Genomic DNA, 23,792 nt, shown 5'->3' with positions numbered 1-23,792 from the left:
GTGCGAAGATGACAGAGAACCGATGGCCACAGGACGGTAGCTACGGCACCCCTGGGGTCGCAGAGCAAACGGCCGTCCCGGCGACGCCGGAAACCGACGCCGCCTATGACACCTCCTACGCGGCACCGCAAGGCACGTCGAAGACGGAGACGGCCAAGCACGAGGCCGGGGACGTTGCCCATCAGGCGACAGACTCCGCCCAGCACGTAGCGGAAACAGCTAAAGCCGAGGCAGCCAATGTCGCCGGTGAGGTCAAAGCAAACGCCAAGGATCTGTTCCACCAGGCGAGGACGGACCTGACGGACCAGGCCGGTACCCAGCAGCAGAAGGTGGCCAAGGGCCTCCACTCGATTTCCGGCGAGCTCCGCACCATGGCTGACGCCTCCGATCAGCCCGGCGTGGCCACTGACCTGATCCGCCAGGCGGCGGACCGGTCCGCCTCTGTGGCGTCATGGCTGGAAGGCCGGGATCCCGGATCCTTGCTCGACGAAGTGAAGACATTCGCCCGGCAGCGCCCGGGAACATTCCTGATGCTGGCGGCCGGAGCCGGAATCCTCGCCGGCAGGCTGACGCGCAGCCTCAGTGCCGGGGCACCGGACTCGACAGGCGCTACGCTCAGCGGCGGCACCTCACGGGCTCCGATTTCCAGCGTGCCCGGCTACGTTCCCGACACCGGGACAGCAGTTCCCCCGCCGCCGGTGCAGATGCCGGCCCCCGATGCCAACACGGCCGGCCTGTCCGTCGCCGGAGCAGGCGCCGGCAGCTATGCCGGCACCAGCGCCTATACCGACGAGCGGACCGGCGCCGACAGCTATTCGGAGGACACGTACCCGCCCAACCCGCTGGCGGACGAGGGAACCGGGCAGGACCAGTGGGCCGCAGACCCGCTGGCTAAGGACCCGCTGGCCACCGACCCCCTCGCGGACGATCCGTACCGTGACGACCCCCTGCGCGGAGGGCAGCGATGAGCAGTCAATTTCCGGAAACCACTCCCGAGGCGGCGCACGTCAAAGCGGATAACACCTCCCTCGGTGACCTGCTCGGCGACGTGACGCGGGACATCTCCACGCTGATGCGCCAGGAGGTGGAACTTGCCAAGGCCGAACTGAAGCAGTCGGCTTCCCGTGCCGGAAAAGGCGGCGGGATGTTGGCCGGGGCCGGAGTGGCAGGCCACTTTGTCCTCCTGTTCCTCTCCCTGGCCCTCTGGTGGGCGCTGGGAACGGTCATGGGACTCGGCTGGTCCGCCGTCGTCCTCGCCGTGATCTGGGGCATCGTCGCCGCCGTCCTGGCATCCGTTGGCCGTAAGCAGCTGAACGCGATCAAGGGCATGCCGCAGACAGCGGAGACGCTCCAGGAAATACCTCCCACCCTTAAACCCAGCCACTAGACCCAGGCACAAAGAGAGCTCGAGGTACACACGATGAGTGAAAACCCGGACGCCATCCGCGCCGACATCGAAGCAACCCGCGCGCGGCTCGGCACCAATGTCGACGCCGTGGCGGACAAAGTCACCCCGTCGAACATCGTCCACCGGCAGACGGACAAGGTTAAGGACGCCGTGTTCGGAGTAAAGGAGAAAGTCATGGGAACAGCTGAGCACGCCACTGACCGGGTGCATTCCGGCACCGGCAGTGCGGGAGCCCACCTTTCGGACGCCGGTACGGCCATCGGGGACACTCCCCGCCAGGTCCGCGCCAAGACGCAGGGCAACCCACTCGCTGCAGGCCTGATCGCCTTCGGCGCCGGGATGCTGTTCTCCTCGCTGATCCCGGCGAGCGAGAAGGAGCGCGAGGCCGCCGATGCCCTCAAGACGAAGGCCGAGCCGCTCACCACGGAGCTGACCGAAGCTGCCAAGGACGTTGCCCAGGGCCTGAAGGCCCCGGCACAGGATGCCATGGAGAATGTCAAGGCAACCGCCATGGAAGCGACGGACCACGTCAAGGCCGAAGGCCAGGGTGCAGTGGACGACGTGAAGTACCGCGCCGCAGACGCCAAGGACAACGTCCAACAGGTGTAGCCCGCCCCGGAAGACGGCCGGTTGCCCTCGCTGACGCGGTGGGCAGCCGGCCGCTGCGCTTTACCACGAAAGAAGATTCCAATGGCTAAGAACCCTGCCACCGAGAACGGCACCGCAGCCCGCCCCGACGCTGAAACGCAAGAGAGCAGCACTGCCAAAGCCCGCACTGCGCCTGCGCCGGATGATTCCCGCAAACCGGACAGTCCCGCCGATGTCAGCAAGCCGTCGTGGAAGTACATCGCGAAGAAGACCTTCCGGGAGTTCACCAAAGACCAGTGCCCGGACCTCGCTGCCGCACTGACTTACTATTCGGTCCTCTCAATCTTCCCGGCATTGTTGGCACTGGTCTCCCTGCTCGGTATTTTCGGCGACGCCCAGAAGACGACGTCCGGGCTTCTCGACATCGTGCAGGGCATAGCACCGGGTGACACCGTAAACACGATCCGCCCCGTGGTTGAAGACCTGTCAAGCTCCCCGGCGGCCGGCTTCACGCTGGTCATTGGACTCCTCACCGCACTGTGGTCCGCGTCGGGCTACGTAGGCGCCTTCGGCCGCGCCATGAACCGGGTGTACGAGGTCGACGAGGGCAGACCGTTCCTCAAGCTCCGGGGCACCATGCTCGGCGTCACTGTCGTTAACCTGCTGATCGTCGTCGTGCTGGCCGCGATGCTCGTGCTCAGCGGTCCGGTGGCGGAGTCCGTCGGGAACGTGATCGGCCTCGGCGACGCCTTCCTGGCCGTCTGGAACATCGCCAAATGGCCGGTGATGCTGGTGCTGGTCATCGCGGCGATTGCCGTCCTGTTCTACGCCACCCCCAACGTCAAGCAGCCGAAATTCCGCTGGATGAGCATGGGATCGGCCATAGCCCTCGTGGTCTTCCTGCTGGCGTCCCTGGCATTCGGCTTCTACGTCGCCAACTTCAACAGCTACAACAAGACCTACGGCGCCATCGGCGGTGTGATCATCGCGCTGCTGTGGCTGTGGATCCTGAACATGTCCCTGCTGTTCGGGGCCGAGTTCGACGCCGAGATGGAGCGCGGCCGCCAGCTCCAGGCCGGCATCGAGGCAGAAGAAACCATCCAGCTGCCGCCGCGGGACACCAAGCAGAGCGACAAGCTGCAGGTCCGGGAGGAAGAGGACATCCGGCGGGGACGCGACCTGCGTGAACGCCACGAGCGCGAGCGCCGGGACCGCGAACAGGACCAAAGCCCCTAGCGCAAACCGCATGCCCGGTCTCTACTGGGTGGACATTGCGCCCGGGTGGACATTGCGCCGCCCCCGTCTATGAGGGGAGGTTCCATGCCGGCTCCAGCACGGAATCCGGGCGGACCGGTCGCGGTGGGCTATGACGGATCCGAACCGTCCCAGCTGGCCGTCCGGTGGGCCGCCGGGCACGCCGCCGCCACGAACCGGACATTGAAGATCGTCCACGCGTGGGTATGGCCCGTCTTCACCAAGAATCTTGGTCCGGTCAAAGGCGTTGAAGGCAGCGGGCTGAGGCATGCCGCCGAGGCCACCCTCCAGGAAGGCCTGGACCTGGCCCGCTCGGTTACGGCCGGACTGAAGGCCACGGTGGTCATCGACGGCGTTATTGAGCCCGGGCTCCCCGCCCAGGTCCTCCGCTTTGCGGCGGAAGGCGCGGGCGTGCTCGCCGTGGGCCACCGCGGCATGGGCCGGTTCCTGGGCCAGCTGGTAGGTTCCGCCTGCCTCGACCTGGCCGTCCACTCCCCCTGTCCCCTCATGGTGGTCCGCTACCCGGGCCGTCCCGGACAGCCAATAGCGGCCGGAATAGACGAAAAACCGCGGCACACGAAGGTGGTGGCGGAGGCGGCCCGCATGGCGGCCGGCTTGAATGTCCCGCTGCAGCTGATCCATGTGGCCGGGGACCAGCACCAGGCACAACACGGGCGGCATGCACCGCTCCACGGCAAGGAGCTGCTGGACCAGGCCGTGGAACTGGCCCGGAGCCTTGCCCCCGACGTCCCGGTGGAGGGCATCCTGCTGGAGAGCCACCCGGTAGCAAAGGAACTCCTGGCCGCCGCGGCGCAGGCCGACGTCCTGGTCCTGGGTGCGCATCACCGCGAGGGACATCCGGGGAGCACTGTGTCTTCGGCGTTGGAGCGGGCACTGTGCAACGTGCTGATCACGCGGTGAGAGCCGTGGCGGAATAATCGGACAGGAAGTGTGCCGTGCGTGCTTGGTGGGTTGGCAAACCGGGTCCCGTGGCGGGGCATCCCCTGGTGTTCGGTGACCGCCCCGACCCAAGCCCCGGGCCGGGCGAGGTCCTGCTGTCTGTTCGGGTGTGCGGAGTGTGCCGCACCGACCTCCACCTTGCCGAAGGCGATCTCCCGCCGCGCAGGACCGGCGTGATTCCCGGCCATGAAGTGGTGGGTGAAGTGGTTGACCTTGGCGAAGGCGCCACCAGGTTCCGGATCGGGGAACGCGTGGGTGTGGCCTGGCTGGGCGGCACCTGCGGACACTGCCGTTTCTGCCTCCGCGACCAGGAGAACCTGTGCCTGTCCCCCACCTTCACGGGCTGGGACCGGGACGGCGGTTACGCGGACCGCGTGACGGTCAATGAGGACTACGCCTACCGGATACCGGACGTTTTTCCGGACGAGCAGGCCGCACCCCTGCTGTGCGCGGGCATCATCGGCTACCGGGCCCTGGCCCGCGCCCAGGTTCCGGACGGCGGCCGCCTCGGCATCTACGGTTTCGGCGGCTCCGCCCACCTGGCCGCACAGGTGGCCATGCACCGCGGAGCCAGCGTGTACGTCATGACCCGCTCGGAGGAAGCCCGGCGCCTCGCCTTGGAGCTCGGAGCGGCTTTCGCCGGTGACGCCGACGACGAACCCCCCGTGCCGCTGGATGCGGCCATCCTTTTTGCACCGGTGGGGTGGCTGGTGCCGCAGGCGCTGCGCGCCCTGGACCGCGGAGGCACGCTGGCGGTGGCCGGAATCCACCTGAGCGACATCCCGCCGCTGCACTACGGATCGGAACTGTTCCAGGAACGGCAGCTGCGCAGCGTCACCGCCAATACCAGGGCCGACGGCGAGGATTTCCTTCGCGTCGCAGCGGAAATCCCGCTTCGTCCCACCACCGTCCCCTACCGGATGGAAGATGCCGCGCGGGCCCTGCAGGACCTCGCCGCGGACCGGATTACGGGGGCCGCCGTACTGCACATGGACTAGGCGCCCACGGGTGACCGGTCTCGGGGATTCCGTGCCCGGATCAGGTGGCCAGCCGGAATTCGTGGTCCTGCCCGGCATGCAGCAGGACGTGTTGGGTCCCAAGCCGGACCAGCACCGGCGAAGCGTCGCCCGGGTCCGCGGAAACCAGCAGGCGGCCTTTCTCCAGGTGCACCGCCAGCAGCTGGTCCCGGTAGCGCACATTGAAAGTAACCCTGCCGAGTTCCGCGGGCAGGCGGGGAGAGAAATCCAGGGCGTCCCTCGTAATGCGCAGGCCGGCGAAGCTGCGCTGGATGACGTCGATGGAACCGGCCATGGCGCCCAGGTGGATGCCCGCCCGGGTGGTGCCGCCCTGGGTGTCGTCAAGGTCCGCGTCGAGGGCTTCGCGGAACGTGTCCCACGCCCGTTCCGGATCAAGCTGCGCCAGGACGGAGGCGTGCGCCACCCTGCTCAACGTTGACCCGTGCGCCGTCCGGGCAAGGTAGAAGTCGACGGTCCTCGCGATCTGCTCCGCCGTCACCGTGTACCCGAGCCGGTCCAGGAAGGTGGTGAGCTGGTCTTCGCCGAGGACGTAGAGCAGCATCAGGGCGTCCGCCTGTTTGGCGAGCCGGTAGTGGTTGGTGCTGCTGCCCTCCGCTTCGAGGATGAGGTCCAGCCGCTGGACGTTCCGGTAGGTGCGGCGGTAGTGCTCCCAGTCCAACTCCTTGAGATTCTCATACCCGGCGAATTGGCTGATGATGCCGTCGGCGTGGAAGGGAACAAACACCCTGCGCCCGAGCCGCGCCCAGCCGTCAATTTCGTTGTCCGTGACCCGCAGCCTTTCCCGGAAGTCGTCCATGTCGAAGCCCCGCACGGAACTCATGATCCATACCGCCTGGTCGCATACCCAGGCCGCCATGACATTGGTGTAGGCGTTGTCATCCAGGCCGCCGCCGGGGTTGTCCGGGTAGCCCGTGTGGTACTCGTCCGGACCCACCACCGCGCGGATATGGAACCTGTCTGCGGCGGGATCGTACTCCGCCATCGACGCGAAAAGGCGGGCAACCTCCACGATGATCTCCGCACCGTGGTGGGTCAGCCAGGCGCGGTCCTGGGTCGCTTCGAAATACTGCCAGGCGTTGTACGCGACCGTCAGCCCGGAGTGGCGCTGCAGGTGGGAGTAGTCCGGCACCCACCGGCCGGAACGGGAGTTGAACAGGAGCCGGGGCGTCTCCTCCCTGCCGTCGCTCCCGCTTTGCCACGGAATCATGGCACCTGCGAAGCCGGCCGCCCTGGCCGCATCCCGGGCCGTTCCCAGCCGCCGCCACCGGTAGTCAAGGAGGGCCCGCGTCACGGCCGGAAGCCGGGACGTCAGGAGCGGAAGGACAAACAGTTCGTCCCAGAAAATGTGGCCCCGGTAGCCCTCGCCGTGCAGGCCGCGGGCGGGGACACCGGCGTCCAGCTCCGCCGTGTGCGCCGAAATGGTCTGGAGCAGGTGGAAGACATGCAGGTTCAGGATCAGCTGTGACTCGGTAGAGTCATCGACCTCGATGATGAAGGGCGTGAGCAGTCCCCGCCACGCCGCCTCGTGGCTGGCCAGCAGCACCTCGAAACCTCCCCCGGAGCGGTTGAGGACATCAACGGCCGCTGTCCGGGGCGAGGAAATGGCGTGGTCGCGGGAGGTCGCCACGGCCACGGTCTTGGTGGCAGTTGCCGGCTCGCCGTCCCGCAGCTCCACGTCAAAGCGGTGCACGAACAGTCCTCCCAGCTCCTCGGGCCTGGCCGGATGCAGGCTGGCCGGGACGTCTGTCCGGATGGCCACCGCCACCCCGATCCTGCTCTGGGTGGTCTGGACGAGGACAACCTGGGTGGCGGCTCCGGGCCCGTCATCGGCCCCCGAAACCGTCACATCTGTCAGGTGCCGGTTGGACAGGAGCGCTTCCACCGCCACGTTCGAGTTGGTGATGTCCGTGTCGCAGCCACTACGGATACTCACCTGGCCACCCCAGCCGACGGCTGTCACCGTCATCTCGAGGGCGGCGAGGTGCGGTTCTGCCATGGAGACCAGCCGACGCTGGACCACATCAAGCTGCCTCCCGGCGTCGTCCTCCAGCACAGCTTCCCGCGTCAGCAGCGCTCGCTTCAGGTCCAGCGTGCGCCGCTCGCTGCGGAGCCGCAGTCCACCTTCGGACCACCATTTTCCGCCCTCCACGCACAGGTCCAGCGGCAGCCAGTCCGGCATGTTCACCATGTGCTCGTCCTCGGTCTCCTGCCCCTGGATCACGCTGGTGAGCCGGTTGTAGACGCCGGCCAGGTAGGTTCCCGGGTAGTGCACGTCGTCCTTGCGGTGTTCGGGGGCCGCCCCCCGGGTTGCCATATAGCCGTTGCCCAGGGTGGTCAGGGCCTCCCGGTGGCCCTCGTGGGCGGGGTCGAATCCCTCATAGACCAGCTGCCAGGGATCCGCGATGACCAGGCCAAGGTCCAGTTCACTGACGTCGTCCAGGACGAAATCGGCGCCCGCGGCTTCCAGCTCGGCCCGCTGTCCGGCCCGGTCGATCCCCACCACCAGCCCGAAGCCGCCGCGTCGGCCCGCTGCCACGCCGGCCACGGCATCCTCGATGACCACCGCCCGTTCCGGTGCCACCCCGAGTTCGCCGATGGCGTGGAGGAACAGCGCAGGGTCCGGCTTGCCGGCCAGTCCCAGCTGCGCCGCGGTGTTCCCGTCGACAACGACGTCGAAACCGTCTTCGAGGCCGGCGGATGCCAGCACCGCGCGGGCATTCCGGCTGGCGGTAGCGAGAGCCACCGGGACCTTCCCGGCCTTGAGGCGTTCGAGCAGCGCCAGTGTTCCGGGGAAAACAGGGACGCTCCGGAGCCTCAGCAGCCTTTCGAAGATCCCGTTCTTGCGCGCCCCCAGCCCCACCGCCGTCCACTCCGCGGGGCCGTCCGCGGGCCCGCCAGCCGGCAGATCCACCCCTCGCGAGTGCAGGAACGACGCCGCTCCGTCCTCCCGGGTGCGGCCGTCCACATAGCGCAGGTAGTCGGCATCCGTGAAAGGATCGCGCCGTGCGGTCGGCGGAATCCGGGGGTCCTGGAGGACGTCGTCGAACAATTCCTTCCATGCCGCCGCGTGGAGGTCCGCTGTGTCCGTGACGACACCGTCAAGATCGAAAACCACGGCGTCAACCGGGGCCAGCGCGGCGGCGGCGGTTGGCGACTCAGTCATGGCTCAGTCCTACCAGCATTGGCTTTGCCTGCCCAGTGACATTGGGCCCGTTTTCGGGCCGGCTTCCCGGTTGGCGGCCCGGCCGGCTACCCTGCCGGCTACCCTGCAAGCAGGCTGTCCAGCGTGACGAAGCCGTAGCCGGCCTGGCGCATCCTTTCGATCATCTGCGGCAGGGCATCGGCGTCCAGGGTGGAGCCGTCGTCCGGGTTGGAGCCGATGTGCATCAGGACGATTTCGCCCGGCTGCAGGGCGGACACCGCGCGGTCCGCCACCAGCTGTGCCGTGATGCCGCCGCTGGTCCCTTTCCAGCCGAGGGTGTCCACGGACCAGCGCACGGGCACGTAGCCCAGGTTGTTCACAGCAGCGATGGTGCGCGTGTCACGGGCACCGAACGGAAACCTGAACAAGGGACGGGGGTCCGCTCCGGCGGCCACTATTGACTGCTCCGCCGCGCGGACCTGGTCTACGATCCCCGCGTCCGGCAGTCCGGTGAAGTCCGGGTGGGTCTGGGAGTGGTTGCCCACCCGGTGGCCGCCGGCCACGATGGCAGCCACCCCGGCAGGATTGGCCGCGGCCCATGCCCCCGTCAGGAAGAACGTCCCGCGGACTCCGGCACTCTCCAGGGTCTGCAGGATTGACGGCAGGCCGGCCGAGTTGGCGCCCGCGTCGAACGTCAAGGCAACGGACGGGCCTGCGCCGGGTACCAGCTCCACGTCCTGCCCGGCCAGTCCGGCAGGAAACGGGGCGGCCGGCGGAGGGGGCTGGGGAACGGGCAGCGTCTCCGGCGGTGGCGTGGGGCCGGGCGCAACAGGTGCCGGGGCGGTCGATTCGCCCGGAGTTTCGGGCGCCGGTGACGGCGGGGGCTCCGACGACGCCGGGACCCCTGGAACAGCGGTGGCCGGCGTCGAGGGCGGCGCAGTGGCTGAACTGGAGGATGCCCCGCTTTCGGACGGAGAACCGCTTTGCGGGTCCGTGCCCCGCGGCGCGCCAGCCAGGATCACGGCCAGCACAACCGCGGCGATGACAGCAGCCGCCACCAGGACCCCCGCCGCCAGCCGGCGGCGGCGCGGATCAAGCGGAGGTTCCAGCGGAGGTTGGCCGGCCATGTCCAACCATGACAGCCAGGGCCCGTCCGCGCCTAGGGCTGAAGGGCCTGCCGGGCATGACCCCGCTGTGCTTCAGGGACCTATTCCCCTACCCCCGAAGCCCGGGTTCAATGGAGTGTTACCCATAGGTGTGCCCGGGCCGGAGTGCCCTGGCGTGCCAGCCAACCAGACAAAGGCGGGACTTAGCTGTGAAACTCGTGCTCCGGTATCCGCTCGTTGCGGGCACGGTGCTGGCGCTGCTTGCTGTCGCCGTCCTGCTGGCATCGGGCCAACCGGTCATTGCCCGCTTTGCCGCCAGCGGCTATGCCCTCGCGGTGGCTGCGTACTTGTCCGTCGGGATGCTCCGGCGGCTGCGCCAAGGGCACTGGGGCATCGACATCCTGGCCGTGACGGCGATAGTCAGCACGGTGCTGGTGGGCGAGTTCATTGCCTCCATGATTATCGTGCTCATGATGGCTGGCGGCACGGCCCTTGAGGACTATGCGGCCGGGAGGGCGAAGAGCGAACTCAGTGCGCTGCTGGCGCGCGTCCCGCAGACAGCCCACCGGGAACGGAACGGCGCTGCCAGCAACGGCACGGCCACCAACGGCGGCGCCGAAAACGGCGCCCACGAGGACGTCGCGGCCACCGACGTCCGGGTGGGAGACATCCTGCTGGTCAAGCCCGGCGAGGTGGTTCCGCTGGACGGTGTGCTGCTTTCCGACGCCGGCACGTTCGACGAATCGTCGCTCACCGGTGAAAGCATGCCGGTGGAGCGCGCCGCGGGCGAGGGCATCATGAGCGGTTCCGTCAACGGTGAGGCAGCCGTCCGCATGCGCGTCACCGCCGTCATGGAGGATTCGCAGTACAGCCGGATCGTGGAACTCGTGAAGGAGGCGTCGGAGAGCCGCGCCCCCATGGTGCGCCTGGCCGACCGCTACGCCATCCCCTTCACGGCGTTCGCCTATGCGCTGGGAGCCATCGCCTGGATCGTCAGCGGCAGCCCCACCCGGTTCGCCGAAGTGCTGGTGGTGGCCACTCCCTGCCCGCTGCTCATCGCTGCCCCCGTGGCGTTCCTCGGCGGCATGAGCCAGGCGGCCAAGTCCGGCATCATCGTCAAGTACGCCGGGGTCCTGGAGCAGCTCGGCAAGGTCCGCACCGCCGCCTTCGACAAGACCGGAACCCTCACCTACGGCAGGCCCTCGCTGGTGGCCATCGTGACGGCCGACTCCATGGACCAGGACGAATTGCTACGGCTCGCGGGCTCCGCGGAACAGTACTCCTCCCACGTCCTGGCCGCGTCCGTGATGGAGGCCGCCACCTCACGCGACCTCCGGTTCGAGACCGCCAGTGAGGCGCTGGAACAAGCCACGCACGGGGTGCGGGCAGTGTTCGACGGGCGGGAAGTAGTGGTGGGCAAGCCCTCCTTCGTGGCCGAATATGCGCCCGGCGTGGTGGAAACGGAACTGGTCAGCGGCCAGCTGGCCATCTACGTGGGCATCGGCGGGGTGTACGTCGGGGCCCTGGTCATGAGCGATCCGCTGCGCGCCGAGGCCCGGCGGACCCTGGCCGAGCTGTCCGCGCTGGGGGTCACCGAAACGGTGATGCTGACCGGCGACGCCCTGGCGACGGCCCAACACATCGCCGCCGAAGTGGGCCTTACGGACGTCCGTGCCGAGTGCCTGCCGCCGGACAAGGTGGACGCGGTTAAGTCCCTTCCGCTCCGTCCCGTGATGATGGTGGGCGACGGCGTCAACGACGCCCCCGTCCTGGCCGTGGCCGACGTTGGAATCGCCATGGGCGCGCGCGGTTCCACCGCGGCGGGCGAGTCTGCCGACGTCGTGATCATCCTTGACGACCTGTCCAAGGCGGCGCAGGCGGTGCGGATCGGGCAGCGCACTGTCCGGGTGGCTATGGAAAGCATCTGGATCGGCATCGTGCTGAGCGTGGGGCTCATGGTGGCCGCGGCGGCGGGCTACGTGCCGGCCATCGCCGGCGCCCTGTCGCAGGAACTGGTGGACCTGGCCACCATCCTCAATGCGCTGCGCGCGCTGAGCCCGGGCCGGCACGGAGCACCGCCGAAAGATCAGGCCGATGCCTCCACGTCCGCGATCACCCGCACGGTCTTGAGGTAGCTGTCCGGGTTGAGCGAGATGGAGTCGATGCCCTCGCCCACCAGGAAGGAGGCGAAGTCCGGGTGGTTGCTTGGCCCCTGGCCGCAGATTCCAATCTTGATTCCGGCGGCGTGCGCCTTGCGGATGGCTTCGCTGATCATGGCAGTGACGGCCTCATCGCGTTCGTCGAACAGGGCGGCCAGCTGCTCGGAATCCCGGTCCACGCCGAGGACCAGCTGCGTGAGGTCGTTGGAACCGATCGAGAAGCCGTCGAACTTCGGGGCGAACTTCTCAGCCAGGACCACGTTGGAGGGGATCTCGCACATCATGTACACCTGCAGGCCATTTTCGCCGCGCACCAGGCCGTTCGCCGCCATGACGGCCAGCACGCGGTCCGCTTCGTCCGGCGTGCGGCAGAACGGGATCATCACGATGACGTTTGCGAAGCCGATGGTTTCCCGCACCCGTTTGAGGGCGGCACATTCCAGCGCGAAACCCTCCCGGTAGCGCTCGTCGTAGTACCGGGACGCGCCGCGGAATCCCAGCATGGGGTTCTCTTCGGGCTGTTCGAAGGAGCTGCCGCCGATCAGGTGTGCGTACTCGTTGGTCTTGAAGTCGCTGAGCCTGACGATCACCGGATGCGGATGGTACGGCGCCGCGATTTTGGCGATGCCCAGCGCCAGCGCCTCCACGAAGTACTCCCGCGGGTCCGCGTAGCCGCTGGTCAGCTCCTTGATCTGGCGGGTCTCGTCAGCGTCCGTGACGCGCTCCGGATGGACCAGCGCCATCGGATGGACCCGGATCAGGTTGCTGATGATGAACTCCATCCGGGCCAGGCCCACCCCCGCCGCCGGCAGCCGCCACCACTGGAACGAGGCCCCCGGGCTGGCGATGTTCACCATCACGGCGGTGCGGGTGGCGGGAAGTGCGCCCAGGTCCACGTCCTCGGTATCGAACGGGACCGTGCCCTCGTACACCCTGCCCTGGTCCCCTTCCGCGCAGCTGAGCGTCACCGCCTGGTCCTCGCCCAGGACGCTGGTTCCGTTTCCGGTGCCGACAACGGCGGGAACCCCCAGTTCGCGGCTCACGATGGCCGCGTGGCTGGTGGTGCCGCCGTGGTCCGTGACGATCCCCGAGGCGCGTTTCATCACCGGGACCCAGTCCGGGTCCGTCATCTCCGTGACCAGGATGGCGCCGTCGCGGAAGGTGTCGATGTCCCGGGTGCTCCGGATGACGCACGCCGTGCCCTGCGCGATCGAATCGCCGATCGCCGCGCCGGAGGCCAGGACTTTGCCCGTGCCCCGGAGGTGATGGATGGTGAAGCGCGTCCCGCTCTTGAGCGCCTGCACGGTTTCGGGCCGCGCCTGCACCATGAACAGCTCCCCGGTGACGCCGTCGCGGGCCCACTCCATGTCCATGGGGCGGCCGTAGTGGTCCTCCACCGTCACCGCCCAACGCGCCAGGTCCAGGATTTCGGCGTCGTCCAGCACGAACGAGCTCCGCTCCTCCGCGGACGTGTCCACCGTCCGGGTCCGCGCGTGGCCGCCGCGGCTGTAGACCATTTTCCGGGCCTTGGAACCGAGGGTCTTTTCGATGATCGGGGCCAGGCCCTTGTCCGCCAGGAGCGGTTTGAACACCACGTACTTGTCCGGGTTGATACTGCCTTGGACCACTGTTTCGCCGAGCCCCCAGGCGGCGCTGATCACGGCCGCGCGGGGGAAGCCCGAATCGGTGTCGATGGAAAACATCACACCGGAGGCGCCGACGTCGGACCTCACCATCCGCTGCACCCCGATGGATAGTGCCACGTCAAGGTGCTCGAATCCCTTGACCTCGCGGTAGCTGATGGCGCGGTCCGTGAAGAGGGATGCGTAGCAGCGCCGGCAGGCGTCCAGGAGTTCGCGCTCACCGGAAATGTTCAGGAACGTCTCCTGCTGTCCCGCGAAGCTGGCGTCCGGCAGGTCTTCTGCCGTGGCGCTGCTGCGGACGGCAACCGAGAGCCGGTCCAGTCCCGCCCGTTCGGCGAGGGTGCGGTAATGGCTGCGGATGGACTCGGCGATGTCCTCGGGGAATTCGCTGGCCAGGAACAGCTCACGGATGGCCTCGCCCGTTGCCCGCAGCGTCGTCTTGCCGGCCCGGTACTCCGCGATCCGGGCGCGCATGGCGGCGTCGATGCCGTTGGCTCCGATGAACGTGCGGTAGGCGGCCGCCGTCGTGGCGAAGCCGTCCGGCACCCGTACTCCGCGGGACTTCAGCGAGCGCGTCATCTCCCCCAGTGAGGCATTCTTGCCGCCCACCTGGGGCACATGCTCCATCCCGATCTCGTCGAACCACACCACGTGGCTTTCAGCCATGGCTGCTCCCGCCGCTTGCTCCTCCATGGATTGATCCTCGTTTGCCGGGCTCCCGCAGGTCAGAGGCTTTGGACCTCACCTGCCGCTGGACGGCCGGCAGGCCGGCTGGCCGCCCGGCCGGCGGGACCAGCGGCGGCGCAGGAGCGGCGGGGCCCGGCCGGCGGCCCCGTACCATCTTGTAGATCCAGTCCGCGATGATGACGGCGGGCATGGCGGCGAGCGCCACCGCCAGGCCCCCGGGCGACGGCGGCGCGTGGCCCAGCAGTGTGGCGACGGGACCGATGAACAGGAACACAGCCAGCAGTCCCAGCTCTGCCAGCACGGCCCAGAGCAGCAGCCGGTTGCTGAACCAGCCCAGCCGCCACGGCGGCGCCGAGGCGCTGCGGCAGGCGAAGGCGTTGGCGAGTTGCGCCAGGACCACGGTGGTGAATGCGGCACCCGAGGCGGCCATCAGCACATCCGACGCCGGCAGTTCCGCGCCGGGGCGCCACCCCGCACCCAGGAGCACGGCGGTGTACGCGGTCATCTCGAAGAGTGCTTCCACCGGCCCCAGGAGCCCGAACACCCGGAACATCAGGGCCCGGTCCATCAGGTGCCTCCGCTCCGGCGGCCGTTTGAGCGCACCCTTGCTGGGGGCCTCGCTGCCCAGGGCCAGCGCCGGGAGCAGGTCGGTGCCGATGTCCAGGGCCAGGATTTGCAGCACGCTCAGCGCCAGCGGGAAGCGGCCGCCGGAGAGCGCCCAAATAACGAACGGGGTGAGCTCAGCGACGTTGTCCGTCAGGTGGTAAGTCAGGAACCGCCGGATATTCGCATACGTGGCGCGGCCCTGCTCCACTGCGGCGATGATGGTGGCAAAGTCGTCATCCAGGAGCACGAGGTCCGCCGCCTCACGGGCTACGTCCGTGCCGCTCAGCCCCATGGCTACGCCGATGTCTGCCTGCTGGAGGGCCGGGCCGTCGTTGACGCCGTCGCCGGTCATCGCCACCACGTGGCCCTTGCGCTGGAGCAGGCGCGCCACCCGGAGTTTCTGTTCGGGCGTGACCCGGCTGACCACCACACCGTCGCGGTCCAGCAGGGCGGTCAGCACGGCGTCGTCCTCCGGCAGGGTGTGTCCCTCCAGGACCAGCTCGGGTGATCCGATCAGCCCGGTTTCCCGGGCGATGGCGGCGGCGGTGAAGGCATGGTCGCCGGTGACCATGGCCACCTTGATGCCCGCGTCGCGGGCGGCCTCGAGTGCAAGGCGGACCTCGGCCCGGGGCGGGTCATGCAGGCCGATCAGGCCCAAGAGTGTCAGATCCTGCTCAACCGACTCCAGCTTGAAGCTGGCGCCGGGCAGGCCGGGCAGGGGGCGCTCCGCCACGGCCAGGACCCGCAGGCCGTGGGAGGCCATCCGGTCCACCATCTGCCGGGCCCGGTCGGCGCCTTCCAGGCCGCACAGCGGAATCACGGACTCCGGGGCGCCCTTGACATACAGGGTGGTGCCCACGATGGCGGACTCGCGGAGCCTGCGGGGATCGAAGGCAAAGCGGTGCGAAACTTCGGGCTCGCCGGGATCGTGCCCGGGACCTGCCAGCCGGCTGGCCAGCGCGTGGATTGCAGCCTCCATGGGGTCGCCCTCGGCAATCCATTTGCCCTCGTGGAGCACCGCGCGGCCCACGGAGGCGGCCAGCGCCGCGGTGCTGAGGTGCCGGGCTTCCCCGGCTCCGCTCCCGGTGACCTCGGCCTCGGGCCCGTACCCTGCGCCGATGACGCTGAGCACGCCCTCCGGCGTCCAGACCTCGACGGCGTTCATCCTGTTCTGGGTCAGCGTGCCGGTTTTGTCCGTGCAAATGAAAGTGGTGGAGCCGAGGGTTTCCACCGCTTCCAGGTTCCGGACCAGGGCGTTGCGCTGTGCCATACGCTGTGCTCCGACGGCCAGGGACAGTGTGACCGTGGGCAGCAGGCCTTCGGGCACGAGCGCCACGGCCACCCCGATCGCGAACAGGAACGCGTCCCGCCAGGAAATGCCGACCAGCAGTGAAAGTACAAAGAACAGCCCGCCGATGCCCAGTGCCACAGCGGCGATGATGCGGACGATCCGTTGCAGCTCCCTCGCCAGCGGGCTGGGCGGCGCCTTTACCTTGCCGGTGAGGGCGGCGATTTCCGCGAGCCGGGTGCCGCCGCCGGTGACCGTGACGATGCCCTCCGCCTCGCCGTTGACCAGGAAGGTTCCGCCGAACACGGTGTCCCCCGGGGCCTTGGCCAATGGTTCGCTTTCGCCGGTGAGCATCGACTCGTCCACGGAGCACCCCGCGGCCAGCGCCAGCCGGAGATCCGCCGGTACCCGGTCACCGGCCACCAGCACCACGGCGTCGTCCGGCACCAGTTCGGTGGTGTGGACTTTGACGATGCGGTTGTCCCGGCGGACGGACACCATGGCCGGCAGCAGCTCGCGGAGCTTGGACGCGGCATGCTGTGCCCGCTCCTGCTGGATGTAGGCGAACACCCCGTTCACCACCACCACCACCACGATCGCCACGGCCAGCTGTGGCATTCCCGCGATGTAGGCCAGCAGTGCTGCGCACCAGAGCATGATGGCAAAGAAGTGTGTCATTTCGGCCAGCAGCCTGCGCCATCCCGGGACGGCGCGGGCCTGCGGCAGCCGGTTGGGTCCCACCTTGCGCAGCCGGAGGGCAGCCTCCTCGGAGCTGAGTCCGGCGGTCAGCGGCAACGCACCGGCACCGGATGCGGCACCCGGAATCACAGCCGCAGCCTGCCAATCACGGGCAGCACCGGACACGCGGAACCACGGCATTCACGGGGAACCCCATGGATCGAGGATGCGGCTCTGGAGGTCAGGCTCCTAGGGTCAAAGGTCACCACTGTCGCGGTGCAGCTCCAGCGAGGGCACGTCCCGCACCGGCAGGTCCATTGCCAGCGCCCGGAGGTAGGCGCCGAACCCCTGGGGTGCGCGGGCATGCGTGCGGCCCGACGTCAGCACCCGGATGGTGTCGGTGGCCTGCACCGTGTAAGCCTGTCTACGCAGGTTTTCCACAAGGATCCGGTCTTCGTGGACGCGCATCCGGGGAAAGCCGCCGGCTGCGAGGTAGGCAGAGGCACGGACACCGAAGTTGGCGCCGTAGATGTGCGGATGGTCCTCCCTGAACGGGTGCCGCTCCAGCCACCGGCGCAGGATCGCAGGCTCTGTTCCGGCGGGGTCCGGCTCCACGGATCCCAGAACGGCGTCGGCACCGGCATCGGCCAGTTCAACCTGGCGCACCAGCCAATTCCGCGGGACGGCGGAGTCGGCGTCGGTATTCGCCAGCCAGACGCGTCCGGCCCGCAGCCCCGCGGTGATTCCGGAAGCCAGGACTCCGGCGGCCCGGCTCGCCCCGGTGCTTCCCAGCCTGACTTGCACGGCCTCGAACCGCGGATCGGCGGCAACATAGCCGGAGGCGATGTCCGCAGACCGGTCAGTGCAGCTGTCGAGGACCACGGTGATGGCCAGATCCACCCCGGGCCGTTCACATTGCAGCGTGTCGGCGGCGGCACGGAGGGCCGCCAGCGCCCGGTCAAGGTGCTGGTCCTCGTTGTGGGCCGGCATCACCACCACCACCCGCTCGATGCCCTGCCCGGACCGGACCTCCCCGGCAGGATAGTCCCCTGCCCGTTCCGTCATCTCACTGGTCATCTCAGGTCACTGGCCATCTCAGGGTGCGTCCGGACCGCTGGCAGGATGCGGTTCCGGTACAGCGGCTCCGGCCCTGGCCCCGTCCGGGGCAACCAGGACTTCCAGGACGAAGTCCTTCTCCCGGTACAGCCCTTCCGTAGGCCAGCGGAGTTGCTGCCTGGCCAGTGCGTGGACGGTATCCCCGTCCAGTTCCCAGCCGGATACCGGGTGGCGCCAATGGCAGAGCACCAGGGTCCCGCCGGGGTTCAGCGAACCTTCCACCTGCGCGAACAGTTCCGCCAGCTCCTCCGCGGTCAGGTAGTACCCCGTCTCCGAGACCACCACAAGGTCGAAGCGGCCTTCCGGCCAGTGCTGCGGAACAGTGAGGTGCAGGGTCCGCGCGGAGGGATAGCCGGAGAGGCGCTCCGCAGCCTGTGCCAGGGCGGTGCTGCTGGCGTCAACCGCCACGAACTCCCGGCAGCGGGACGCCAGTTCCACGCTGAGCGTGCCGATGGAACAGCCGATTTCCAGACCGGAACCGTAGTTGGCCTCGGGCAGGATGGCCAGTGTGAGTGCCCGCTTCCGCCGTTCGTACCAGCTGGTGGTGTAGCGCCAGGGGTCGGCGCTGCGGCTGTGCACGGCATCGAAGATCTGCTCGGCGTCGCCCGCGCTGTTGGTTCCGCCGGCGGGCCGGTGCCAGGCGAACGTTTCCCAGGCGCGGGAGAAATGGTCCAGGAAGCTACCGGCAAGGAGTGCCTCGTCGCCGGGCTGGTCGGAAAGCGGTTGTGTCTGCGAGGAGTGGGCGAGGAGGGCCGCGGCTTTCGCCCGCTGCTCGTCCGGAGTGAGCGGCACACGGACCCAGGACTGCCAGGCGCGGTCCTCCGGTGATGCCCACAACCAGTACCAGACCGGGTATTCCAGCAGCCCGTGGCCGCCCTGCGCCGCCACTTCGGCGGCCACGGCGCCTAGGACGTCGTGGTCCGTGTGGCCGTCGGAGCGGTAGGGCGCCACGATCACCACCTGGTTCGCCGGGCGGCCGGACGCATCGATCGTTTCCCGAACGGCGGCGGCGATGCGGTCCCGGTCGGCGTCAAGGTGGCCGTCCCGGAAGTGCAGGAATTGCCGGGACGCTGCGGGGGCCAGCCCGGACACAGCCGCCCTGAACTCATGGAGCCGGACGGCGGCGAGCTGGTCCGGCGTCGTGGTCGGAGAGTCCGGGTGCGATGCCTCCCCGGCAGTGCAAAGCAGCACGTCCACAGCCGCGCCGGCGGCGTGCAGGCGGGACAGGAACCCTCCGGCGCCCAGGGTTTCATCGTCCGGATGGGCCGCCAGCACAATGAAGGTCATGGCGGCGAGTTCGCCCGGGTCCAGGGGAAGCTCGGGGAGGACGGACAGGCCGCTGGCCTCCCATTCGGACTCGGCGGTGCCGGTGTCCGCGTGCGAGAAGGTCACCATGAGCGGTCCCCTTTCAGGGTCAGGGCACCAAGCTGGGCGTCGTCGCGCATTGCGTGGTGCTGCCGGATGTACAGCGACAGGTCAGCCATGCGCTTTCCGTACGTTTCGTTGAAGGCCAGCGGGCCCGGGCCCAGGTTCTGGGCCACCACCGTCTGGACGCGTTCGACGGCGGCGGCAACCGTTCCGCGGATGCGCAGCGCCTCGCTCCACGCGCCGGAGCCGGACAGCTCACCGGCGTCGATCCGCGCCGCCGTCCGGGCCAGGTAGCCGGCCAGGGAGGCGATGATGCGGTCTGTTTCACCCAGGTGCGCCAGGGCGATCTGGTCCGGTTCACGCCCCTTGTCCGCGGCGGCGGCCAGCGCGGAGCGGAAATCGCGGGCCACGGCAACGGCTCCGCCGAACCAGCACGCCGCCACGCCCATCCCGCCCCAGGCGAAGCCCGGGCGCTGGAAGTACCAGCCTGGTCCGCCCACCGGCACGGCGCTGACGCCGTCAAAGTGCACGGTGCCGCTGGGAATTTCGCGCAGGCCCCGGCTGGTCCACTGGGGGGTCTCGCAGGAAACCCCGGGCGAGTGCAGGTCGACGGCGAAGGCGGCGCGGCCGCCTTCGAGGTGGGCGGTCAGCACGGCGCCGTCCAGCCGGGCAGCGAGCGAGCACCAGGGCTTGGAACCGTTGAGGACGTATCCCCCGGTGCCGTCCGCGGTGGCTTCGAGCCGCAGCCCCGGCCCCTCCGCGGCAAACACACCCCAGGCTCCGTCGGCCGTCCCGTCCACAGTCCTGCTTGCGGCCGGGTCCGCCTCTCCGGCTTGGGAACCGGCTTGGGCGAGGATGGCGACGGCGTCAAGGTGCGGTTCGAGCACCCGGCCGGCGGCCACGTCGACGGCAGTCACGGACGCCAGCAGTTCCCACAGCTCCGCGGTGCTGCCTTCACCCGGGCGGGGCGCCGTCCGCCCGATCTGACGCGCCAGCGCCAGCAGTGCCGGCACATCTCCCGCTGCGTGACTCACTGCCTCGAGCATCGGCGCCATCGCCCCCAGCCGTTGCGGCGCCGAACTGATCCGCACGGCCCTCGCTTCTAACTGACCGTTGCCTCCGCGCGTCAACTCCTGGTCCGAACCTTGCCTGCCGGGATCCATTCCGCCTGCCGCTGCATTCAGTCTTCGTCCGGCACTGTGACCGGGGCCTTCGCCGTCATGGTCTCGGCGTTGACCATCCAGGCCAGCTGTTCCAGTCGCGAAATCCCGGCGTGAAGCAGGTCGGCGCTGGTGGGATCTTCCTCGTCCACCTCGTCATGGACGTCCCGCATGGTCTTCGCGGTCCGCTCCAGCCGGGCGGTGATCAGTTTGACGGCGTCCTTGGTGGCAGTGAGTCCCTCGGGGAACGGGTCCAGCCGGGTGTCGGCCGACACCGTGGCGCTCCTGCCGTCAGGCAGCGCGTGCAGGGCGCGCATGCGCTCGGCGGTTTCATCCGCGAACAGCCGGACGCTGGTGACAATTTCGTCGAGTTGCAGGTGGAGGTCGCGGAAGTTTGTTCCCACAATGTTCCAGTGCGCCTGCTTGCCTTGGACGTGGAGTTCGATCAGGTCCGTCAGGACCATCTGCAGATTGCTGGCAAGTGTCGGTGAAGCCTTCATTTCTTCCTCCGGTGCAGGCGGTGCGGGACTGGGCCGTCCCGCGTTAGCTCATTCTAAGCATACTTAGCATTTGGGCGGGGTCCGGCCAGTTTGGCGGCCGCCGGACGCCGCCCGGGGTCACTCAGCGCACCACGGCCAGCGCAAAGCCGTCCCAGCCCTTCGAGCCCACGGTCTGCACGACCGTCCCGTCCAGACGCGGGTCCTCACCCATCATTTCCAAGGCGCTGATGATTCCAGGCGCGTTAACCCCGTCCATGGACGGATCGAGTAGCGCCCCCTCCCACACCACGTTGTCCATCACGATCGCGGTGCCCGGCCGGCCCAGCCTGATGGCCCAGTCCAGGTACTTCGGATTGTTTTCCTTGTCCGCATCGATGAACACAAAATCGAAGGGTCCGCGGCCGTCGTCCTTCAGCCCCGGAAGTATGTCCAGTGCGGCCCCAATCCGGATGTCCACCTTGTGCCCCAGCCCGGCGGCGTCCACGTTCGCGCGCGCCACGCGGGCGTGCTTGGGGAGGTATTCACACGTGACGAGATCGCCGTCGTCCGGCAATCCCTGGGCCATCCAGATGGTGCTGAAGCCGGCCAGCGTACCGATCTCCAGGACGCGGCGGGCGCCGGAAAGCTGCACCAGCAGCTTGAGCAGCTTGCCTGCGTTGGGCGCCACTTCGATAGGCGGCATGCCAGCATCGGCGGCGGACGTGACGGCCCTCTTGAGCGGGCTGCCGGGGCGCACCACGACGTCGGTTAGATACTCTTCCACCGCCACCCACCGGGGCTCGGGCCTGTGCTCAACCATGGGGCCAGTCTGGCAGTTGACGCTGCCCTGCGGAAGGGAAGAACCAGTCAACAGAACACGGCAGCGGAAATCAGCTGCGGAAATCAGCCCGCGTCGGCGATGGCTGTTTCCAGCCGTTCCACTTTGGCGGTGAGCTCGCCGGAGTAGCCGGGGCGGATGTCCGCCTTGATGACCAGGGACACGCGGCTGCCGAAGCGCCCCACGGCCTCAGTGGCCTCCTTGACCACGGCGAACACCTCGTCCCACTCACCTTCGATGGTGGTGAACATGGAATCCGTGTGGTTCGGCAGGCCGGAGTCACGGACAACCTTGACGGCGGCAGCGACGGCGTCGTGCACCGAAGCGTCTGCGTCTGCCAGCGCAGTGGAATCAGCGGTGGAGTCGGCAGACGAATCGCCGGCAATGCGGGCCGGCCGGCCGGAGGGTGCAACGGAGAATGCGAGCAACATGGACCCAGTCTGCCACAGCGGCGAACGTCATATAGGAGTACATTCGGCGCTACCAATCAGTAACCCGGGCGCTCAGCGCCGGCGTTGCTAACCTTGAAAAATGAACCTCGCAGTGGAACGCAAGCCCCTTCGTGCGGATGCTGCGCGCAATGTGGACAAGATCATCACCGCCGCCCGGAAGTGCTTCCGTGAGTACGGCCCGGAAGTGCCCCTTCAGACCATCGCCGTGACAGCCGGCGTGGGACCAGCAACCCTGTTCCGGAACTTCGCGGACAAGGAGCAGCTGGTCCTTGCCGCACTCAACCGCCAGCTCCGCCTGATGGTTGATCCCGTGATCGACGACGCCCTGGTCGGCCCTGATGCCGCCGCCGGACTGTTCCGCGTGATCGACTCGCTGATGGCGGCGGCCAGCGAAGATGCCAACCTGCTCGGAGCCGTGGCCGGACGCCGCGGGCTGCTGACCGGAATCACCGGCAGCCTCTTTGAGTCGGTGGCTGTCCTGCTGGGCCGCGGCCAGGCCCAGGGCACCCTGCGCACTGACATCTCCATGACGGACGTGATCCGCCTGCTGGCCATGCTGATCGGCGTCGTGGACACCATGGAACCCGGATCCGATGCGTGGCGGCGCCCCGTGGCACTGGTAGAGGATGCCATACGGACCGAGCGCCCGCGCCGGCCGCTCCCGCCGCAGTCCCCGCTGCCGGGCACGGCCTTCGATTCAGTCGTCCTGGCCTGATTCGTCCTCCGGCCGTTCCGGGTCGTCATGGGTCCGGTCGTCGTGCAGACGGCCGGCGTCCTCGGACCCGCGGCTGTAAGGCGCCCTGCCCTCCGGGGCATTGATCTCGTCCAGCCGCTCGTTCAGTGCATGGGCCAATATGTCCCGCTGCAGGGCCGGCAGCGCGATTGCACCGTGGGTGTAGGCCTCGATTTCAAACTGGCCGGCAATGCCGCCAATGCTGAAATACCTCAGCCACAGTTCCTCAACGGTGAGGTCGGCATTCCGGAGCATCTCCTCAAAGCGAAGCCTTTGTTCATCTTCGTCCTTGCCCAGGGCCAAAGCGCACCCCCGTTCACCGGGGCAGCTGGGTGGAGGACACCAGCTCCGCGGACACGTCACGCAGCGACCTCTTGGCCCGCCGCGACTCCATCAGGAGGTCTTGCATTGCCGTGTCCTCGTCCAGGCCGTGCCGGGCCATGAGTATTCCCTTGGCCACCGCGATGATCTCGCGGTGGGCCAGGGCGTCGCGGAGGTCCTCGCTCAGCGTCCGGGCGCTCTCACGCGCCTGCACGTTGATCAGGAAGATGGTTGCCTGCGCTGCAAAAAGCTCCAGCAGGCGCACTGTGGTGTGGTCGAAGCTGTTCTCGGAGCGGGCGTAGACCTTCACGGCGCCCAGGGCGGACTCCCCGGCGAGCAAGGGCGCACTGACGGAAGACCGCAGGCCCAGCTCGGCCGCGGCGCGGGCCCACTCCGGCCAGCGCCGGTCATGCAAGGCGTCACTGACCAGCACGGGTTCGCCACTGGCCCAGGCAAGGAGGCAGGGCCCCTGCCCCAGCTCGTACTGGCGTTCGTCGGCAACCTGGACCATGGGATGGGAAGCACTCGCCGTATGCTTCCGGCCGTCAGAGTCGATCAGGGTGACGCCCGCTCCCGCGGCGCCGGGTACGGCCAATTCCGCTGCGGCGGTGATGAGCTCGAGGGCCTTGGACACCGTCTCGTCCGTCAGGAGGAGTTCGGACGCGCGGGCAAAAATGGCCGCCAGTTCGTCCGCGAGGGGCAGTTTCACCGCCATGGCCGCACCCACTCCACTGCTATGCCGCCCTTCGCGCGTTGACTGGAACTCTTA

Annotated in this window: 20 protein-coding genes; 8 read left to right on the top strand and 12 right to left on the bottom strand. The window is 68.5% G+C overall.

The window, feature by feature from the left end:
• Positions 1-8 precede the first annotated feature (8 nt).
• From ARTH_RS01775 to ARTH_RS01750, 6 genes are all read left to right on the top strand, one after another.
• Positions 9-968, top strand: coding sequence for a hypothetical protein (locus tag ARTH_RS01775; protein WP_011690219.1), 960 nt, complete (start codon positions 9-11; stop codon positions 966-968).
• Complete coding sequence (locus tag ARTH_RS01770; RefSeq protein ID WP_011690218.1) at positions 965-1,387, top strand: phage holin family protein; 423 nt, start codon at positions 965-967, stop codon at positions 1,385-1,387. Before ARTH_RS01775 ends, ARTH_RS01770 begins: the two co-directional genes overlap by 4 nt.
• A gap of 33 nt (positions 1,388-1,420) precedes the next feature.
• Entirely contained in the window at positions 1,421-2,017 is a 597-nt protein-coding gene (locus tag ARTH_RS01765) for a DUF3618 domain-containing protein (protein ID WP_011690217.1), read from the top strand.
• Positions 2,018-2,098: 81 nt separating this feature from the next.
• Positions 2,099-3,232, top strand: a complete 1,134-nt coding sequence (locus ARTH_RS01760) for a YihY/virulence factor BrkB family protein (RefSeq protein WP_011690216.1) — start codon at positions 2,099-2,101, stop codon at positions 3,230-3,232.
• An 84-nt stretch (positions 3,233-3,316) separates the two neighbouring features.
• Positions 3,317-4,171 carry a universal stress protein gene (locus ARTH_RS01755; RefSeq protein WP_011690215.1) on the top strand — a complete coding sequence of 285 codons (855 nt, stop codon included), beginning with the start codon at positions 3,317-3,319 and terminating at the stop codon, positions 4,169-4,171.
• Between the two features lie 35 nt (positions 4,172-4,206).
• The gene (locus ARTH_RS01750) at positions 4,207-5,208 is read left to right on the top strand and encodes a zinc-dependent alcohol dehydrogenase family protein (protein ID WP_011690214.1); all 1,002 of its coding nucleotides are present in this window, start codon (positions 4,207-4,209) and stop codon (positions 5,206-5,208) included.
• A 40-nt stretch (positions 5,209-5,248) separates the two neighbouring features.
• On the opposite strand, the gene ARTH_RS01745 is transcribed toward ARTH_RS01750, so the two are convergent.
• Both ARTH_RS01745 and ARTH_RS01740 read right to left on the bottom strand, forming a co-directional pair.
• On the bottom strand, positions 5,249-8,410 hold the full coding sequence (locus ARTH_RS01745; RefSeq protein ID WP_011690213.1) for a beta-phosphoglucomutase family hydrolase: 3,162 nt from the start codon (positions 8,408-8,410) through the stop codon (positions 5,249-5,251).
• A 98-nt stretch (positions 8,411-8,508) separates the two neighbouring features.
• On the bottom strand, positions 8,509-9,516 hold the full coding sequence (locus ARTH_RS01740; protein ID WP_011690212.1) for a polysaccharide deacetylase family protein: 1,008 nt from the start codon (positions 9,514-9,516) through the stop codon (positions 8,509-8,511).
• A 188-nt stretch (positions 9,517-9,704) separates the two neighbouring features.
• On the opposite strand from ARTH_RS01740, the gene ARTH_RS01735 reads away from it, so the two are divergent.
• Complete coding sequence (locus tag ARTH_RS01735) at positions 9,705-11,630, top strand: heavy metal translocating P-type ATPase (RefSeq protein ID WP_043429259.1); 1,926 nt, start codon at positions 9,705-9,707, stop codon at positions 11,628-11,630.
• Here ARTH_RS01735 and ppsA read toward each other — a convergent pair.
• The 8 genes from ppsA to ARTH_RS01695 form a co-directional block, all read right to left on the bottom strand.
• Positions 11,582-13,963, bottom strand: a complete 2,382-nt coding sequence (gene ppsA, locus ARTH_RS01730; protein WP_011690210.1) for a phosphoenolpyruvate synthase — start codon at positions 13,961-13,963, stop codon at positions 11,582-11,584. The two genes, ARTH_RS01735 and ppsA, sit on opposite strands and share 49 nt — an antisense overlap.
• Positions 13,956-16,757 (bottom strand): cation-translocating P-type ATPase, encoded by a 2,802-nt coding sequence (locus ARTH_RS01725; protein ID WP_011690209.1) that lies wholly within the window; start codon positions 16,755-16,757, stop codon positions 13,956-13,958. The genes ppsA and ARTH_RS01725 overlap by 8 nt, the downstream gene beginning before the upstream one ends.
• A 54-nt stretch (positions 16,758-16,811) precedes the next feature.
• Positions 16,812-17,633 carry a glycosyltransferase gene (locus tag ARTH_RS01720; RefSeq protein ID WP_011690208.1) on the bottom strand — a complete coding sequence of 274 codons (822 nt, stop codon included), beginning with the start codon at positions 17,631-17,633 and terminating at the stop codon, positions 16,812-16,814.
• 18 nt (positions 17,634-17,651) lie between these two features.
• Positions 17,652-19,067 (bottom strand): PIG-L family deacetylase, encoded by a 1,416-nt coding sequence (locus ARTH_RS01715; RefSeq protein WP_011690207.1) that lies wholly within the window; start codon positions 19,065-19,067, stop codon positions 17,652-17,654.
• A complete protein-coding gene (locus tag ARTH_RS01710; RefSeq protein WP_198011560.1) occupies positions 19,061-20,095 on the bottom strand; it encodes an acyl-CoA dehydrogenase family protein in 1,035 nt (344 codons plus the stop codon). The genes ARTH_RS01715 and ARTH_RS01710 overlap by 7 nt, the downstream gene beginning before the upstream one ends.
• 125 nt (positions 20,096-20,220) lie before the next feature.
• Complete coding sequence (locus ARTH_RS01705) at positions 20,221-20,700, bottom strand: Dps family protein (protein WP_011690205.1); 480 nt, start codon at positions 20,698-20,700, stop codon at positions 20,221-20,223.
• Positions 20,701-20,821: 121 nt separating this feature from the next.
• Positions 20,822-21,499: an O-methyltransferase gene (locus ARTH_RS01700; protein WP_011690204.1), complete on the bottom strand. Its 678-nt coding sequence runs from the start codon at positions 21,497-21,499 to the stop codon at positions 20,822-20,824.
• 83 nt (positions 21,500-21,582) lie between these two features.
• A complete protein-coding gene (locus ARTH_RS01695; RefSeq protein ID WP_043429257.1) occupies positions 21,583-21,948 on the bottom strand; it encodes a thiamine-binding protein in 366 nt (121 codons plus the stop codon).
• Positions 21,949-22,048: 100 nt separating this feature from the next.
• Between ARTH_RS01695 and ARTH_RS01690 the strand changes: the two genes are divergently transcribed.
• The gene (locus ARTH_RS01690) at positions 22,049-22,684 is read left to right on the top strand and encodes a TetR/AcrR family transcriptional regulator (RefSeq protein ID WP_011690202.1); all 636 of its coding nucleotides are present in this window, start codon (positions 22,049-22,051) and stop codon (positions 22,682-22,684) included.
• Here the strand turns inward: ARTH_RS01690 and ARTH_RS01685 are convergent.
• The gene (locus ARTH_RS01685) at positions 22,667-23,005 is read right to left on the bottom strand and encodes a hypothetical protein (RefSeq protein WP_011690201.1); all 339 of its coding nucleotides are present in this window, start codon (positions 23,003-23,005) and stop codon (positions 22,667-22,669) included. The genes ARTH_RS01690 and ARTH_RS01685 overlap by 18 nt on opposite strands.
• Positions 23,006-23,018: 13 nt before the next feature.
• The gene (locus tag ARTH_RS01680; protein WP_011690200.1) at positions 23,019-23,738 is read right to left on the bottom strand and encodes a GAF and ANTAR domain-containing protein; all 720 of its coding nucleotides are present in this window, start codon (positions 23,736-23,738) and stop codon (positions 23,019-23,021) included.
• Positions 23,739-23,792: the final 54 nt, after the last annotated feature.

Source organism: Arthrobacter sp. FB24 (genome assembly GCF_000196235.1).
Classification (GTDB): domain Bacteria; phylum Actinomycetota; class Actinomycetes; order Actinomycetales; family Micrococcaceae; genus Arthrobacter.
This window is presented reverse-complemented; position numbering and strand designations above follow the sequence as displayed.

Bases quoted from the DNA above. Each gene is read 5' to 3' on its own strand.
- ARTH_RS01700 (WP_011690204.1), bottom strand. From the start codon at position 21,499: ATGGTTGAGCACAGGCCCGAGCCCCGGTGGGTGGCGGTGGAAGAGTAT.
- ARTH_RS01760 (WP_011690216.1), top strand. From the start codon at position 2,099: ATGGCTAAGAACCCTGCCACCGAGAACGGCACCGCAGCCCGCCCCGAC.
- ARTH_RS01690 (WP_011690202.1), top strand. From the start codon at position 22,049: ATGAACCTCGCAGTGGAACGCAAGCCCCTTCGTGCGGATGCTGCGCGC.
- ARTH_RS01770 (WP_011690218.1), top strand. From the start codon at position 965: ATGAGCAGTCAATTTCCGGAAACCACTCCCGAGGCGGCGCACGTCAAA.
- ARTH_RS01745 (WP_011690213.1), bottom strand. From the start codon at position 8,410: ATGACTGAGTCGCCAACCGCCGCCGCCGCGCTGGCCCCGGTTGACGCC.
- ARTH_RS01765 (WP_011690217.1), top strand. From the start codon at position 1,421: ATGAGTGAAAACCCGGACGCCATCCGCGCCGACATCGAAGCAACCCGC.
- ARTH_RS01710 (WP_198011560.1), bottom strand. From the start codon at position 20,095: ATGGCGCCGATGCTCGAGGCAGTGAGTCACGCAGCGGGAGATGTGCCG.
- ppsA (WP_011690210.1), bottom strand. From the start codon at position 13,963: ATGGCTGAAAGCCACGTGGTGTGGTTCGACGAGATCGGGATGGAGCAT.
- ARTH_RS01705 (WP_011690205.1), bottom strand. From the start codon at position 20,700: ATGAAGGCTTCACCGACACTTGCCAGCAATCTGCAGATGGTCCTGACG.
- ARTH_RS01740 (WP_011690212.1), bottom strand. From the start codon at position 9,516: ATGGCCGGCCAACCTCCGCTGGAACCTCCGCTTGATCCGCGCCGCCGC.
- ARTH_RS01725 (WP_011690209.1), bottom strand. From the start codon at position 16,757: ATGCCGTGGTTCCGCGTGTCCGGTGCTGCCCGTGATTGGCAGGCTGCG.
- ARTH_RS01755 (WP_011690215.1), top strand. From the start codon at position 3,317: ATGCCGGCTCCAGCACGGAATCCGGGCGGACCGGTCGCGGTGGGCTAT.
- ARTH_RS01715 (WP_011690207.1), bottom strand. From the start codon at position 19,067: ATGGTGACCTTCTCGCACGCGGACACCGGCACCGCCGAGTCCGAATGG.
- ARTH_RS01720 (WP_011690208.1), bottom strand. From the start codon at position 17,633: ATGACCAGTGAGATGACGGAACGGGCAGGGGACTATCCTGCCGGGGAG.
- ARTH_RS01695 (WP_043429257.1), bottom strand. From the start codon at position 21,948: ATGTTGCTCGCATTCTCCGTTGCACCCTCCGGCCGGCCGGCCCGCATT.
- ARTH_RS01680 (WP_011690200.1), bottom strand. From the start codon at position 23,738: ATGGCGGTGAAACTGCCCCTCGCGGACGAACTGGCGGCCATTTTTGCC.
- ARTH_RS01775 (WP_011690219.1), top strand. From the start codon at position 9: ATGACAGAGAACCGATGGCCACAGGACGGTAGCTACGGCACCCCTGGG.